The sequence below is a fragment of the Klebsiella huaxiensis genome (assembly GCF_003261575.2).
GTDB classification, from domain to species: domain Bacteria; phylum Pseudomonadota; class Gammaproteobacteria; order Enterobacterales; family Enterobacteriaceae; genus Klebsiella; species Klebsiella huaxiensis.
The window spans coordinates 5,135,131-5,148,905 of sequence record NZ_CP036175.1; the positions used below are offsets into that span (position 1 = coordinate 5,135,131).

14 protein-coding genes and 3 tRNA genes are annotated in these 13,775 nt (G+C 52.8%); 4 read left to right on the top strand and 13 right to left on the bottom strand.

Annotation, left to right across the window (positions count from 1 at the left end):
• Nucleotides 1-43: 43 nt before the first annotated feature.
• The 12 genes from deoB to DA718_RS24540 all read right to left on the bottom strand — a co-directional run bounded on the left by deoB (nucleotide 44) and on the right by DA718_RS24540 (nucleotide 11,634).
• The gene (gene deoB, locus DA718_RS24485) at nucleotides 44-1,267 is read right to left on the bottom strand and encodes a phosphopentomutase (protein WP_112215074.1); all 1,224 of its coding nucleotides are present in this window, start codon (nucleotides 1,265-1,267) and stop codon (nucleotides 44-46) included.
• A 52-nt stretch (nucleotides 1,268-1,319) separates the two neighbouring features.
• Complete coding sequence (gene deoA / locus DA718_RS24490; RefSeq protein WP_112215075.1) at nucleotides 1,320-2,642, bottom strand: thymidine phosphorylase; 1,323 nt, start codon at nucleotides 2,640-2,642, stop codon at nucleotides 1,320-1,322.
• Nucleotides 2,643-2,716: 74 nt separating this feature from the next.
• Nucleotides 2,717-3,496: a deoxyribose-phosphate aldolase gene (gene deoC / locus DA718_RS24495; protein ID WP_112215076.1), complete on the bottom strand. Its 780-nt coding sequence runs from the start codon at nucleotides 3,494-3,496 to the stop codon at nucleotides 2,717-2,719.
• A gap of 425 nt (nucleotides 3,497-3,921) precedes the next feature.
• Nucleotides 3,922-5,199, bottom strand: a complete 1,278-nt coding sequence (locus DA718_RS24500; RefSeq protein ID WP_112215077.1) for a NupC/NupG family nucleoside CNT transporter — start codon at nucleotides 5,197-5,199, stop codon at nucleotides 3,922-3,924.
• Nucleotides 5,200-5,345: 146 nt separating this feature from the next.
• Nucleotides 5,346-6,125, bottom strand: a complete 780-nt coding sequence (locus tag DA718_RS24505) for a metal-dependent hydrolase (RefSeq protein ID WP_112215078.1) — start codon at nucleotides 6,123-6,125, stop codon at nucleotides 5,346-5,348.
• Nucleotides 6,122-7,195 (bottom strand): patatin-like phospholipase family protein, encoded by a 1,074-nt coding sequence (locus tag DA718_RS24510; RefSeq protein ID WP_112215079.1) that lies wholly within the window; start codon nucleotides 7,193-7,195, stop codon nucleotides 6,122-6,124. The genes DA718_RS24505 and DA718_RS24510 overlap by 4 nt, the downstream gene beginning before the upstream one ends.
• Nucleotides 7,196-7,316: 121 nt before the next feature.
• Entirely contained in the window at nucleotides 7,317-7,478 is a 162-nt protein-coding gene (locus DA718_RS24515) for a DUF1328 domain-containing protein (protein WP_071200058.1), read from the bottom strand.
• 123 nt (nucleotides 7,479-7,601) lie between these two features.
• On the bottom strand, nucleotides 7,602-8,213 hold the full coding sequence (osmY, locus tag DA718_RS24520) for a molecular chaperone OsmY (protein WP_112215080.1): 612 nt from the start codon (nucleotides 8,211-8,213) through the stop codon (nucleotides 7,602-7,604).
• Between the two features lie 218 nt (nucleotides 8,214-8,431).
• Nucleotides 8,432-10,021: a peptide chain release factor 3 gene (gene prfC, locus DA718_RS24525; protein ID WP_110272698.1), complete on the bottom strand. Its 1,590-nt coding sequence runs from the start codon at nucleotides 10,019-10,021 to the stop codon at nucleotides 8,432-8,434.
• 92 nt (nucleotides 10,022-10,113) lie between these two features.
• Nucleotides 10,114-10,791 carry a pyrimidine 5'-nucleotidase gene (gene yjjG / locus DA718_RS24530; protein ID WP_112215081.1) on the bottom strand — a complete coding sequence of 226 codons (678 nt, stop codon included), beginning with the start codon at nucleotides 10,789-10,791 and terminating at the stop codon, nucleotides 10,114-10,116.
• Nucleotides 10,792-10,805: 14 nt separating this feature from the next.
• Entirely contained in the window at nucleotides 10,806-11,252 is a 447-nt protein-coding gene (gene rimI, locus DA718_RS24535) for a ribosomal protein S18-alanine N-acetyltransferase (protein WP_112215082.1), read from the bottom strand.
• Nucleotides 11,221-11,634, bottom strand: coding sequence for a DNA polymerase III subunit psi (locus DA718_RS24540; RefSeq protein WP_112215083.1), 414 nt, complete (start codon nucleotides 11,632-11,634; stop codon nucleotides 11,221-11,223). Before DA718_RS24540 ends, rimI begins: the two co-directional genes overlap by 32 nt.
• 157 nt (nucleotides 11,635-11,791) lie before the next feature.
• Between DA718_RS24540 and rsmC the strand changes: the two genes are divergently transcribed.
• The 4 genes from rsmC (at nucleotide 11,792) to DA718_RS24560 (ending at nucleotide 13,307) form a co-directional block, all read left to right on the top strand.
• A complete protein-coding gene (gene rsmC / locus DA718_RS24545) occupies nucleotides 11,792-12,820 on the top strand; it encodes a 16S rRNA (guanine(1207)-N(2))-methyltransferase RsmC (protein WP_112215084.1) in 1,029 nt (342 codons plus the stop codon).
• 169 nt (nucleotides 12,821-12,989) lie between these two features.
• Nucleotides 12,990-13,076 (top strand) — tRNA-Leu (locus DA718_RS24550).
• 28 nt (nucleotides 13,077-13,104) lie between these two features.
• Nucleotides 13,105-13,191, top strand: a tRNA-Leu gene (locus DA718_RS24555).
• Between the two features lie 30 nt (nucleotides 13,192-13,221).
• Nucleotides 13,222-13,307: transfer RNA gene (locus DA718_RS24560), tRNA-Leu, on the top strand.
• An 18-nt stretch (nucleotides 13,308-13,325) separates the two neighbouring features.
• On the opposite strand, the gene DA718_RS24565 is transcribed toward DA718_RS24560, so the two are convergent.
• Nucleotides 13,326-13,565: a DUF1435 domain-containing protein gene (locus DA718_RS24565; protein ID WP_110272793.1), complete on the bottom strand. Its 240-nt coding sequence runs from the start codon at nucleotides 13,563-13,565 to the stop codon at nucleotides 13,326-13,328.
• Nucleotides 13,566-13,775 lie beyond the last annotated feature (210 nt).

Consider the following 13,775-nt stretch of genomic DNA (forward strand, 5'->3'; position numbering starts at 1 on the left):
AAAACCGTAGACCCGGTAAGCATAGCGCCACCGGGCAATAACCTTAGAACATAGCCTTGCCATATTCCATGTCGGACGTGCCAAAGTATTTAGCAAGGGTCTGGCCGATATCCGCAAAGGTTTCACGGTGACCAAGCGAGCCCGGTTTCACTTTTGGGCCATAAACCAGAACCGGAATGTGTTCACGGGTATGGTCAGTACCGGTCCAGCTAGGGTCACAGCCGTGGTCGGCGGTCAGGATCAGAATGTCATCTTCACCCACCAGCTCCATCAGCTCAGGCAGACGGCGATCGAACAATTCCAGTCCGGCGGCGTAACCAGCGATATCACGACGATGGCCCCAGGAAGAGTCGAAGTCGACGAAGTTAGTGAAGACGATGGTCTCGTCACCCGCTTCTTTCATCTCTTTGATGGTGGCGTCAAACAGCGCATCCAGGCCGGTCGCTTTCACTTTTTTAGTGATACCGCAGTTGGCGTAGATATCGGCGATTTTACCGACAGAAACGACCTGACCATTTTTCTCGTCGACCAGCTTCTGCAACACGGTCGCCGCAGGTGGCTCAACGGCGAGGTCATGGCGGTTGCCAGTACGCTGGAAGTTACCCGCTTTATCACCGATAAACGGACGTGCGATAACGCGACCAATGTTGTAGCCGCCTTCGGTCAGCTCTTCACGGGCGATTTCACACAGCTCGTAGAGTTTATCGAGACCATAAGTCTCTTCATGGCAGGCAATCTGGAATACCGAGTCAGCAGAGGTATAGAAAATCGGCTTGCCGGTTTTCATATGCTCTTCGCCCAGTTGGTCGAGGATAACAGTACCGGAAGAGTGGCAATTGCCGAGATAGCCCGGCAAATTAGCGCGCTTAACCAGTTTATCCAACAACTCCTGCGGGAAGCTGTTTTCATGCTCCGGGAAATAACCCCAGTCAAACAGAACCGGCACACCGGCAATTTCCCAGTGGCCTGACGGCGTATCTTTACCGGAAGAGAGTTCATGCGCCCATGCGTAAGCACCAATCACTTCCGCGTTGCCGTCCATTCCGGCGGCAATTTTGCCGGTAGAACCTTCATGTGCTTTCACCAGACCCAGACGAGTCAGGTTAGGCAAATTCAGCGGGCCTTTGCGACCGTTATCAGCCTCGCCTTTGGCGCAGGCTTCTGCAATATGGCCCATGGTGTCTGAACCTACGTCGCCAAAGCGCTCCGCATCTTCAGTCGCACCGATGCCGAAGGAGTCCAGCACCATAATAAATGCACGTTTCATATTATTCTCCGTACCTTTTGCGCTGCAAAAAAGCGATCAGATCAGTATATAACTATTCAGTAATACGACGATAGACCGTTGGCGTAATTTCAGGCGCTTTATCGTCGAGTTTAATAGCCGCTTTAACTGCTTTGGCTGCTTCCTGCCAGCTGTTTTCATCCTTAGCATGGATAACCGCCAGCGGCCGCTGCGTGTCTACGCTGTCGCCGAGGCGAACTACATCGGTGAAACCCACGCTGTAATCAATCAAATCCGATGCCTGACGGCGACCGCCGCCCATGGATACCACCGCCATACCCAACGCACGAGTGTCCATTTCCGCGACAAACCCAGAACTTTCAGCGTAGACCGCTTTGCTCAGCATCGCGGTTGGCAGGTAGTTATCGTAATTTTCGATAAAATCATTCGGCCCTTTCTGCGCGGCGATCATTCGACCAAAGACTTCTGCGGCTTTACCGTTGTCCAGTACCGTCTGCAGTTTTGCCCGCGCATCGGCGTCGTCATCCGCCAACTTGCCAGAGATAAGCATCTCAACACAAAGCGCCATAGTGACATCGAACAGGCGCGGGTTGCGGTATTCACCGGTCAGGAATTGTACCGCTTCACGCACTTCCACCGCGTTACCGGCACTGGAAGCCAGCACCTGGTTCATGTCGGTCAGCAGTGCGGTGGTGCGCACGCCCGCGCCGTTGGAAACGCCAACGATCGCTTCGGCCAGCGCAGCGGAAAGCTCGTAGGTCGGCATAAACGCGCCGCTACCGACTTTCACATCCATGACCAGCGCGTCCAGACCTTCAGCCAGTTTTTTGGCCAGAATCGAAGCGGTAATCAGCGGGATGGAGTCCACCGTCGCGGTAATGTCGCGGGTGGCATAAAAACGTTTATCCGCCGGTGCGAGCGAGCTGGTCTGCCCAATAATCGCCACACCGACGTCTTGAATAATTTCACGAAAACGGCTGTCGTCCGGGAAAATATCAAAACCCGGAATCGCTTCCAATTTGTCGAGGGTGCCGCCAGTATGACCGAGACCACGCCCGGAAATCATCGGCACATAGCCGCCGCAGGCTGCGACCATTGGCCCCAACATCAGTGAGGTAACATCACCTACGCCGCCGGTGGAGTGTTTATCGACGATCGGACCGTTGAGATTAAGGCTCTTCCAGTCCAGAACGGTTCCTGAATCCCGCATCGCCATGGTCAGCGAAACCCGTTCTGGCATAGACATATCGTGGAAAAAGATGGTCATCGCCAGCGCGGCGATCTGGCCTTCTGAGATGGTGTTATCGCGGATGCCGTTGATGAAAAACCGAATTTCTTCATCGCTCAGCGCATGACCATCACGTTTTTTACGAATTATTTCTTGTGCGAGAAACAAGATAACCTCCTGAAGAAGTGAGCCGAAGGCAATTGTAGGCCGGGTAAGCCTCACGCCACCCGGCAATAAAAGGCTTAATAGCTGCTGGCGCTCTTGCCGTCGCCATGGCCCAGCGCTTTCAGCAGGCTTGCCAGCAGGCTGGATGCGCCAAAGCGGTAGTGGCGAGAGTCAGCCCAGTCGGCACCGAACAATTCGTCGGCAATGGCGAGGAATTGCTGCGCGTCTTCTGCGCTACGCACCCCGCCAGCTGGTTTGAAACCAACGGTTTTTTCCACGCCCATATCGCGAATAACTTCCAGCATGATGCGCGCGCTTTCCGGCGTCGCGTTTACCGGGACTTTACCAGTAGAGGTTTTAATGAAATCCGCACCGGCTTTAATAGAAATTTCAGAAGCCTTACGAATCAGCGCCTCTTCTTTCAGCTCACCGGTTTCGATAATCACTTTCAGCAGCACGTTTGCCGCCGCGCAGGCTTCTTTACAGGCTTTCACCAGGTCAAAACCAACCTGCTCATTGCCCGCAATCAGGGCGCGATAAGGGAACACGACGTCTACTTCATCGGCACCGTAGGCAATTGCCGCACGGGTTTCCGCCAGCGCGATATCAATGTCATCGTTACCGTGCGGGAAGTTGGTGACTGTCGCAATGCGGATGTCCGGGGTACCCTGCTCATTCAGCGTCTTACGCGCAATGGGGATAAAGCGCGGGTAGATACAAACCGCAGCGGTGTTACCTACCGGAGTTTTTGCCTGATGACACAGGGCGATCACCTTTTCATTAGTGTCGTCATCATTCAGGGTGGTCAGGTCCATCAATTTCAACGCGCGCAGGCTGCTTGCAGATAAATCTGTCATTTCATACTCCGACGGCCTATTGCCGATTTAAAGTTTGTTCACCTTGCGAGTCTGTTACTATTGTAACATCACCTCGCAATCACACTACGATATACTTCACAGTTAATGAAAACTAATTGCTAATTTGCATTACTGTAACGTGATAAAAATCACATAATAAAGCTCAACAGATGCATCACAAGCCCGAAACTCTCTTTAAGCATAATCAGGATTCTTGAGCCTGCGATAATGTTATTATAATAACATAACAACTCACTACAACTCGACATCGGTGCGCGCATTTTGTGCGAAAAAATACAATTAAATCCATTATCAATTGATAATTAATGATTTTATTTCAATTAAGAAATGATGGAATTATAACAATCAGAAGAGAGATGCCAGCGGCAACATTACCGCTGGCATCCTGGGAGTTAACAGCGAAGTTATAACGCGAGGAATACGCCGGCAATTGTGGCGCTCATCAGGTTAGAGAGCGTACCCGCCGCAACGGCCCGCATGCCCAATTGAGCAATTTCCTGGCGGCGGCTGGGAGCCATACCGCCCAACCCGCCAATCAGAATCGCTATCGACGACAGGTTGGCAAAACCACACAAAGCAAAGGAGATGATGGCCTTGGTTTGCGTTGAAATCACCTGCAAGCCAGCAGCGGCCACCTCGGCATCAGCCTTGAGATATTCGCCGAAGTTCATATAAGCAACAAACTCGTTAATGATCAGCTTCTGGCCGATAAATGAACCAGCAACGGTTGCCTCGCTCCACGGTACACCAATCACCCACGCCAGCGGCGAGAAGACCCAGCCAAGGATCATTTGCAGCGACAGGTCCGGATGGTTAAACCAGCCACCTACGCCGGAGAGAATACCGTTGACCAGCGCGATAAGCGCGATAAACGCCAGCAACATCGCGCCCACGTTAAGCGCCAACTGCATCCCGGAAGCGGCACCGGACGCGGCAGCGTCCAGAACGTTTGCCGGGGCCTCTGGATCGGCATCATTTTTTTCCAGCGCCGGATCATCATGAGGCTGCTCGGTTTCGGGCACGATAATCTTCGCGAACAGCAGACCGCCCGGTGCCGCCATAAACGAAGCGGCAATCAGATATTCGAGCGGCACGCCCATCTGGGCATAACCTGCAAGAACCGACCCCGCAACAGAGGCCAGACCACCACACATCACCGCAAAAAGTTCAGAGCGGGTCATCGTCGCAATATAAGGACGTACCACCAGCGGTGCTTCGGTTTGGCCGACGAAGATATTCGCCGTCGCGGAGAGCGATTCCGTGCGCGAAGTTTTCAGCACCGCACGCAGCGCCCCGCCGAGAATGCGGATGACAAACTGCATAATGCCGAGATAGTAAAGTACGGCGATCAGCGAGGAGAAGAAAACGATGACCGGCAGAACGCGCAGAGCAAAAACAAACCCGCCGCCACCGAATACCTCAAACATCTTATCGGAAACCAGCCCGCCAAAAATAAAGCTGATGCCCTCGTTGCCGTAAGCAATGACGTTAGCAACGCCGTTCGACATAGCCAGCAGCGCCGTGCGCCCGGCCGGTACGTAGAGGATTAATGCACCGATCCCCACCTGAAGAATCCAGGCACCAAGAACGGTACGCATATTGATGGCTTTTCGATTACTGGAAAGGAGCACAGCGATGGCCAACAGCACCACCATGCCGATAAGTCCCATGAGAATTTGCATACAGAGTCCCTGTGTATTGATAGTTCAGCCTAAAAACCCCGCGATTATAATGGCATGAAAACATCACGCTTATCTCAGCTCACACATTTTAAGCAAAACAATGAGACAAAAAGGAAGGAATGAGACACAGATCACTCAACAAGACATCATGGAATAGGAAAAATCTCTTTTGTATTACAAATCATGGTATTAGCTATCTCCTCTGCGGGCTCCTGACGTAGCTCGCATAAAGTGGAGAAAACGCGAGCAGCCTGCTCAGGCCTGTTGGGCTGACCCTGAAAGCCATTTAATGGCATATCCGGCGCATCGGTCTCCAACAGCAGCGCCGAAAGCGGCAGTTGCGCCATAACGTCACGGGTTTTACTGGCGCGCGGGTAGGTAATCGTGCCGCCCACGCCAATTTTATAACCCAGTTGCACAAAACGCTCTGCCTGCTGCAAGCTGCCAGCAAAGCCGTGCACCACGCCGGTTCGCGGCAAGGCATGTTTTTTTAGCAGCATCGCCAGCTTGTCGTGAGTACGCCTGGAGTGAAGGATTACTGGCAGATCATATCGTTTCGCCAGGCGCAATTGCGCCTCAAATACGCTAAGTTGACGTTCAAATTGTGGATCTTCGCGATAAAGATCGAGGCCAATCTCCCCGACGGCAACCAGCTTGCTGTGGCGTTGAGCCAAATGGGCCTCAAGTTGCTCCAGGCTACTCTCATCATGCCGCTCAATCACTATCGGATGTAAACCTAATGCGGCGTAAAGCGCGTTATGTTGCTCCGCCAGCGCCAGGACACGAGCAAAATTGTCTGCTTCAATGGCGGGAACCACAATCTGCGTGACTCCAGCCTGCGACGCCCGGGCAAGGCTGGCGCGCTCATCGCCGGTAAAAGGGGGAAAGTCGAAGTGGCAGTGGGTATCAATAAATCGCAAGGTCACGCCAGATCCTCATTATTAAAGCTGGGGTCATTGGCCTGCGGTGCCGCAACAATAGGAGCCTGAAGGACCTCATTTGCTACCGGAGCCGGCGGGACTACCACCGTTTTGGGCACAGCAATTCGCGGCGCATGACGCAGCAGCGGCGGCCTGTCGGCCAGCAGCTTACCAACCGTAGCGAGGAAATAACGTCCGCATTGGCGTCCGGTCTTATAGTCCTCCAGCAAAGCGGGAAGGCGGCTTCCCAATGCCATACTTTTCAGTGGCTTCTGCGGATAAATCTCCAGAATGCGCAGCTTGCCCGGCGGTTTCTCAATAAACTGCTGCGTGGAACGATAAGTCGATTCATGATGCTGCACCAGGTTCACGAACGGCTGTAGGCTGCTTTCCCCAAGCCAGCGCTCCATACGTTTAAACCACTGCGGGGTATAGTACATCTGGGAAGGAACCGTGCGGATCACTACGATAGTTTGCGCCCCGCGGCGGGCAGCTTCCTGGACAGGGATCGCATCGCTGACGCCGCCATCAAGATAACTCACTCCATCCAGCATCACGCCGCTACGATAAAAACCCGGAATGGCACTGGAGGCGCGAATCAGGTCAAGCCAGGTCTGCTGGGTTGGCGCAAAATAATTCGGCGTATAGTCATCACCGCGGCAGGCACACATCCAGAACTGTTTCCCCTGGGCAAAACGATCTTCAGCGTAGGTCATCGCCAGCGGCATCTTTTTCGCGGTGCTGTCCACCAGCCAGTCAAGGTCAATAAGGTTACCGCCGCGTACAAAGCGCATCGGGTCGAAAAACTCGCGGACAGTGGTATATCGCGTGATGACTTTGCGGGCATAGCCAGGCTGGTTGCACATGTAGGCCGACAGATTTTGCGCCCCGGCAGAGGTGCCAAACATCATGTCGAAAGGGTTGAATCCCGCGCGCATAAATTCGTCCAGAACCCCGGCGGTAAAAATCCCTCTCTGTCCACCCCCTTCGCACACTAGCGCAAGTTTGCCCGGCTGAAAGGGTTTTACAGATAATGGCGTGATATTGCCCAGCGTTACGGGAATGCGATGTCCCACCCTGCTTTCCTGTCTTACTTATTATATAAAATAAAGGTAACGCAATTTTTAATGCCCTGAAACTGCGAAAGCCAGTCGCATTGACTGGCTTTATGTAAGACGGTATTTCACGGGTTAGCGTCTAGGGACGCCGACGGCCGGTAAAAAGGCTGACCAGAAACAGAATAATACCGACGATGAAAACAATTTTAGCAGCCCAGGCAGCGGTACCTGCCAGTCCACCAAAGCCCAGAGCAGCGGCAATTAACGCGATCACCAGAAAAATAATGCCCCATCTAAACATACGTCTCTCCTTACCATAGTTAATGACGGTCGATTTTCTGCGCACTCAGGCCGCGCATACACAACCCTGTGGTGCTACACATCCTGCGGAAAGGCCGCAGAATAAATTCTTTTAATAATGGATTTATTTAACGCTAAGATCGTTCTTCACGCTTTTGACGCCGGAAACGGCTTTAGCGATATCTTCCGCGCGGTCTGACTGTTTGCTGGAAGCCACTGTGCCGGATAAGTGCACGACGCCATCAGTGGTTTCCACCGTCACATTTCGTGATGGCACGATATCGTCAGCTAATAGCTTAGCTTTAATCTCGCTGGTCACCGCCGTGTCACCGGCATAGCCCTTCAATGAAGCAGACTTTTCATTCTGCACGCTAAGTTTGTCGTTAACCGAGGTCACGCCTTCAACCCCTTTCGCCACGCTAACCGCCTGCTCTTGCTGCGTTGTGCTATCTACCGTACCGCTCAGCGTGACGACTTTGTTATCGGTCTTCACTGAGATATCAGTACTGCGAATATCTTTATGGTCGATCAGCGCCGCCTTCACTCTGGCAGTAATGGTGCTATCGTCCATAAAATTCCCGACTTTGTTCATCGAGCTATCAACAGCTTGCCCCGCACTACTGGCAGCAGATTTTGCGCTATCAACGGTTGAGTTTTCCGCATATGCCGAGGCGCTGATGATGGCTGAGCCTAAGAGGAGGGCCAGTGCTGTCCTGGCGTTCTTTGGTCTTGTCATTGTGAGTTCCTCGTTATTTCTAAACAGGTAAAGCAAAATAAGTAGTCTATTAAGCTAAGTTTCCAAAAATTACTTATTAAATGTAGTAGAAACACGAGAGAGTGCGGCAGGAGAGCGTAAAAAAACGCGCAAAACGGTAAGAATTAAGAACTTTCCAGAAAGGTCAAACAGAAGGAAAAACAACGTGGAGCGCGGTGAAAGCCGCGCTCCTGAGGCAATTAGTGCTCGCGAGTTTTACGGAACTGAACGTCAGGATAACGTTCCTGCGTCAGATTCAGGTTAACCATTGTTGGGGCGATATATGTGAGGTTATCACCGCCATCAAGGGCTAACTGAATTTCGTTCTTACGCTTGAATTCCTCGAATTTCTTCACGTCTGAACACTCTACCCAGCGCGCCGTCGCCACGTTAACGGACTCGTAGATAGCCTCAACGTTGTACTCACTCTTCAGGCGGGAAACGACCACATCAAACTGCAGCACACCGACGGCACCCACTATCAGATCGTTATTGGCAATCGGACGGAATACCTGCACCGCACCTTCTTCAGAAAGCTGTACCAGCCCCTTCAGCAGCTGTTTTTGCTTCAGCGGATCTTTCAGGCGGATACGACGGAACAGTTCCGGGGCGAAGTTCGGGATACCGGTGAACTTCATCATCTCACCTTGCGTAAAGGTGTCGCCGATCTGAATCGTACCGTGGTTATGCAGACCGAGAATATCGCCCGGATACGCCTCTTCAACATGCGAGCGGTCACCTGCCATAAAGGTCAGCGCATCGGAGATAACCACGTCTTTACCAATACGAACCTGGCGCATTTTCATGCCCTTTTCGTACTTGCCGGAAACTACGCGCATGAAAGCCACGCGGTCACGGTGTTTCGGGTCCATATTGGCCTGAATTTTAAACACGAAGCCACTGAACTTCTCATCCTGCGCTTCAACCAGGCGGGTATCGGTTTTGCGCGGCATCGGCGCAGGCGCCCATTCCACAAGGCCGTCCAGCATATGATCAACGCCAAAGTTACCCAAGGCGGTACCGAAGAATACTGGAGTAATTTCACCGGCCAGGAACAGCTCTTTATCGAACTCGTTGGACGCGCCCTGCACCAACTCTAGCTCGTCGCGCAACTGCTGCGCCAGATCGTCACCAACGGCCGCATCCAGTTCCGGATTATTCAGGCCCTTAACGATGCGAACTTCCTGAATGGTATGGCCTTTACCGGTCTGGTACAGGTAGGTTTCATCTTTATAAAGATGGTAAACACCCTTGAATAGCTTACCGCAGCCAATTGGCCAGGTGATCGGCGCACAGCCGATTTTCAGTTCGCGCTCGACTTCATCCAGCACTTCCATCGGATCGCGGATGTCACGGTCAAGTTTGTTCATAAAGGTCAGGATCGGCGTATCGCGCAGACGGGTAACTTCCATCAGCTTACGGGTCCGGTCCTCGACGCCTTTCGCGGCATCGATAACCATCAGGCAGCAGTCCACCGCAGTCAGCGTACGGTAGGTATCTTCCGAGAAGTCTTCATGTCCCGGGGTATCTAACAGGTTCACCAGGCAATCGTGATACGGAAACTGCATTACGGAGGTGGTAATGGAGATACCACGCTGCTTTTCCATCTCCATCCAGTCGGATTTGGCATGCTGGCTGGAACCTCGGCCTTTAACAGTACCGGCAGTCTGGATCGCCTGTCCGAATAACAGCACCTTCTCGGTGATGGTGGTTTTACCGGCATCCGGGTGAGAAATAATGGCAAAAGTGCGGCGCTTGGCCACCTCCTGCAAAAAAGGAGACAACGTCATAGTTCAATCTTCTTGAGTAAGCACGGCTATGCGCCACGCATGTTGAATACGAAAAATTGCGGCTATTTTACCCATCAATGAGGGGGAGGCAATCAGTGTTTACACAGGAGTTGCTCCAGTTCGCTTAAAGAGGTCACCGTCCAGTCAGGCTGAAGATCCGCAGGCAGTTCGCGCTGATGAGGATTGAACCAGCAGGTCGCCAGACCGGCGTTCACGCCGCCGCGAATATCAGACTCCGCCGTATCGCCAACCATCAGAACCCGCGAGCGCTCCGGGTTGCCCGCCTGCGTCAGCGCATAATCAAAGATGCGCGCATCCGGCTTCGCCACCCCAACCTCTTCGGAAATAATCAGTAAATCAAAGTGATCGCGCAACCCGGTTCGTTCGAGACGCGTCTGCTGCAGCGAGGTAAAGCCGTTGGTGATGATGCCCATTTTTACCTTCCCCTGCAGCGTATTGAGCAACGACACCGCGCCCGGCAGCGGCGAGCAGATCTCCGCCATCGCATTCATAAAAGCAGCATTCAGCTCACCTGGCGGCACGCTCAGGCGTTCAGCCCAACCATCAAAGCGCTGATGCTGAAGCTGAAGGGATGTGATGGCACCGTTTTGATAATCCACCCACAGCGGCTTATTCACGGCCTGGTAATCCTGAAAATCCTCAGCGGAGAAGGTCACGCTATAGTCGAGAAACATCCGCTGTAAGCCGGTAAACGAATCAAACGTAAACAGCGTTTCGTCGGCATCAAAGAAAATCCAGTCCCACTTCATCATCTCACCTTGTCTTACATACTGATTGGCAGTGCCATAATTATTGCGTCCTCACGTCCGTCGACCGTGGGGTAATAGTTGCGGCGAATAGTCGCCTCGTTAAAGCCTAAGCTTTCATAGAGCGCGATGGCGGCGACGTTAGACGCGCGTACCTCCAGCCACAGCGTGACGACGCCGCGTTTTTCTACTTCATCAATCACATGTTCCAGCAGTTCCCGCCCCAGGCCACGACGCTGAAACGCGGGGTCAACGGCGATATTGAATAGCGTCGCCTCGTCGAGCACAATTTGCGTAATCGCAAAAGCCGCCATCTCGCCGTCCACCGCTAACTGAAGGTTCAGATAGCGCTCGCCCTGATTGCTGACAAACGTCTGCTCGCTCCAGGGAAAGGCATGGGCGCGTGTTTCTATTTGCCAGGCACGAGGCAAATCAGCCGTGTTGAGGGTAGAAATCGTTTTCATGTGTGCAGATTTGTTGCCAGAGCGCCAGGCGTGCAGGCGTGCTGGTCTGAAGTTCATCGAAAGCGGGCGAGGATATCTGTGCGCCCGCCAACAGCAACGGCGCATCAGTACCCAGCCGCCAGCTATTACAGCGGGCATCCTGCGGCAACATCGCCACACGTTCAGGAGTCAGTTGCATAACCTGCTCCGGCGTCAGGGCCAGCGCACGTAAAATATCGCTGATTAGCGGCTCAGTCAGTGATGGCAGAGCTTCCGCTACCATCACCAGACGGATATGTCCAGGAAGCGAGATAGCGATTTCACCCTGTAACGCCCCAGGACGACGCAGCGACCACTGGGTAATACCCAGCTGCTGTAATTGCCAGTCTCGTCGGGATGTCATAGCGAAACACTCCTGTTAATCAAGCGCGCAATATAGCAAATCCGTCGTATCTGCGCCAACAATCACGTGCCCAGCGGATTGCATATCGCCGCCAACAAAGAGGCAACCTGAAAGATAACGTGTATAATCGCCGCCAGTCTCAATGAAGGAGTGTTTCATGTCTGCTTTTACCCCGGCAAGTGAAGTCTTGCTGCGCCACAGTGATGATTTCGAGTCCGCCCGCGTTCTGTTTGCCGGTGATCTGCAGGATGACCTGCCCGCCCGTCTGGATACGGCTGGCAGCCGCGTCCATACCCAGCAGTTTCATCATTGGCAGGTACTGAGCCGCCAGATGGGTGAAAATGCGCGTTTTAGCCTGGTGGCTGAAGCCAGCGACGCTGCTGATTGCGATACGCTGATTTACTACTGGCCAAAAAACAAGCCAGAAGCTCAGTTTCAGCTAATGAATCTGCTTTCGCTGCTGCCAACAGGTATCGATATTTTCGTGGTTGGCGAGAACCGCAGCGGCGTACGCAGTGCGGAGCAGATGCTGGCCGAATATGCGCCGCTGAGCAAGATCGATAGCGCACGCCGCTGTGGGCTGTATCATGGCCGCCTGGAAAAACAGCCTGCATTTAATCCAGAGCAATACTGGGGCGAATATCCGCTGGAAAACCTGACGATTAAAACGCTGCCGGGTGTGTTCAGCCGCGACGGTCTGGACATCGGTAGCCAACTGCTGCTCTCAACTCTGACGCCGCATACCAAAGGCAAAGTGCTTGATGTCGGCTGCGGTGCTGGCGTGCTGGCAACCGTGCTGGCAAGTCATTCACCGAAGGTTCGCTTAACGCTCTGTGACGTAAGTGCCCCGGCAGTAGAAGCCAGCCGCGCCACCCTTGCCGCAAACGGCATTGAAGGTGACGTATTTGCCAGCAACGTCTTCTCTGAAGTGAATGGTCGCTTCGATATGATTATCTCTAATCCGCCGTTCCACGACGGACTGCAGACCAGCCAGGAAGCGGCGCAAACGTTGATTCGCGGAGCGGTTCGACATTTAAATAGCGGTGGCGAACTGCGTATTGTCGCCAACGCCTTCCTGCCTTATCCGGATATCCTGGATGAAATCTTCGGTTTCCACGAAGTGATCGCCCAGACTGGCCGGTTTAAAGTCTACCGTACGGTCATGACCCGTCAGGCGAAAAAGTAACATTCTCCTGCTCCGGCGACAGGCGATGCTTGCCGCCGGGATCGTATCTTCCTAAGCCGTCCATTTTTGCAACAATCAATCCAGCCTGTACAATTAAGTATTGACGAATAGCTGAAAACCACTAGAATGCGCCTCCGTGGTAACGATACTTTCATAGTGTCGATGGTATGCGAAGGTGGCGGAATTGGTAGACGCGCTAGCTTCAGGTGTTAGTGTCCTTACGGACGTGGGGGTTCAAGTCCCCCCCCTCGCACCATAAACCACGTTGATATTGCTCGCACTGGGCGAAGGTGGCGGAATTGGTAGACGCGCTAGCTTCAGGTGTTAGTGTCCTTAGGATGTGGGGGTTCGAGTCCCCCCCCCTCGCACCAACGAGGCAATATCAAAATTAAGAATACTGTGCGAAGGTGGCGGAATTGGTAGACGCGCTAGCTTCAGGTGTTAGTGTCCTTAGGATGTGGGGGTTCGAGTCCCCCCCCTCGCACCAATATTCTTACCCTTCGCATTATCCCATCAGCTTAAAATTCATCATCATCAGCATAATTCCGCTTATCAGCGCAACGCATGATGGCAGCAAAACGAAATGCCGTAGCTGGCGATGCCAAATCATCAGTGCTGACGTAAGCATTCCCAATGTGACTAACCCGCGCCAGGCGTCCACCGACAAATCGGCAAACCCAAGGGCGGCAATCAACACGCCAGGGATCAAAACTCCCCACCCACTCCCTAAAGTTCGCTGCAACATGTTTTCACCTCTCACAACGATAATGATAACCAATATCATATGGTAATTTTTATCATTTGTCATGCCCGGTAAAACGTGACTCATTATTCTTTACGTTCGCGGTAATGACATACATTCATGAAGGTGATAAATTAAGCAAACGAAAACTATATATTAAATTATCTGATAATTTCGCAAAAACCTTATTTTGTGCATTGCTTTTTATTATTC

Excerpts from the sequence above, each read along its gene's own strand:
- deoB (WP_112215074.1), bottom strand. The coding sequence starts at position 1,267 with ATGAAACGTGCATTTATTATGGTGCTGGACTCCTTCGGCATCGGTGCG.
- deoC (WP_112215076.1), bottom strand. The coding sequence starts at position 3,496 with ATGACAGATTTATCTGCAAGCAGCCTGCGCGCGTTGAAATTGATGGAC.
- DA718_RS24500 (WP_112215077.1), bottom strand. The coding sequence starts at position 5,199 with ATGCAAATTCTCATGGGACTTATCGGCATGGTGGTGCTGTTGGCCATC.
- DA718_RS24515 (WP_071200058.1), bottom strand. The coding sequence starts at position 7,478 with ATGTTTAGATGGGGCATTATTTTTCTGGTGATCGCGTTAATTGCCGCT.
- osmY (WP_112215080.1), bottom strand. The coding sequence starts at position 8,213 with ATGACAAGACCAAAGAACGCCAGGACAGCACTGGCCCTCCTCTTAGGC.
- prfC (WP_110272698.1), bottom strand. The coding sequence starts at position 10,021 with ATGACGTTGTCTCCTTTTTTGCAGGAGGTGGCCAAGCGCCGCACTTTT.
- yjjG (WP_112215081.1), bottom strand. The coding sequence starts at position 10,791 with ATGAAGTGGGACTGGATTTTCTTTGATGCCGACGAAACGCTGTTTACG.
- rimI (WP_112215082.1), bottom strand. The coding sequence starts at position 11,252 with ATGAAAACGATTTCTACCCTCAACACGGCTGATTTGCCTCGTGCCTGG.
- DA718_RS24540 (WP_112215083.1), bottom strand. The coding sequence starts at position 11,634 with ATGACATCCCGACGAGACTGGCAATTACAGCAGCTGGGTATTACCCAG.
- rsmC (WP_112215084.1), top strand. The coding sequence starts at position 11,792 with ATGTCTGCTTTTACCCCGGCAAGTGAAGTCTTGCTGCGCCACAGTGAT.
- DA718_RS24565 (WP_110272793.1), bottom strand. The coding sequence starts at position 13,565 with ATGTTGCAGCGAACTTTAGGGAGTGGGTGGGGAGTTTTGATCCCTGGC.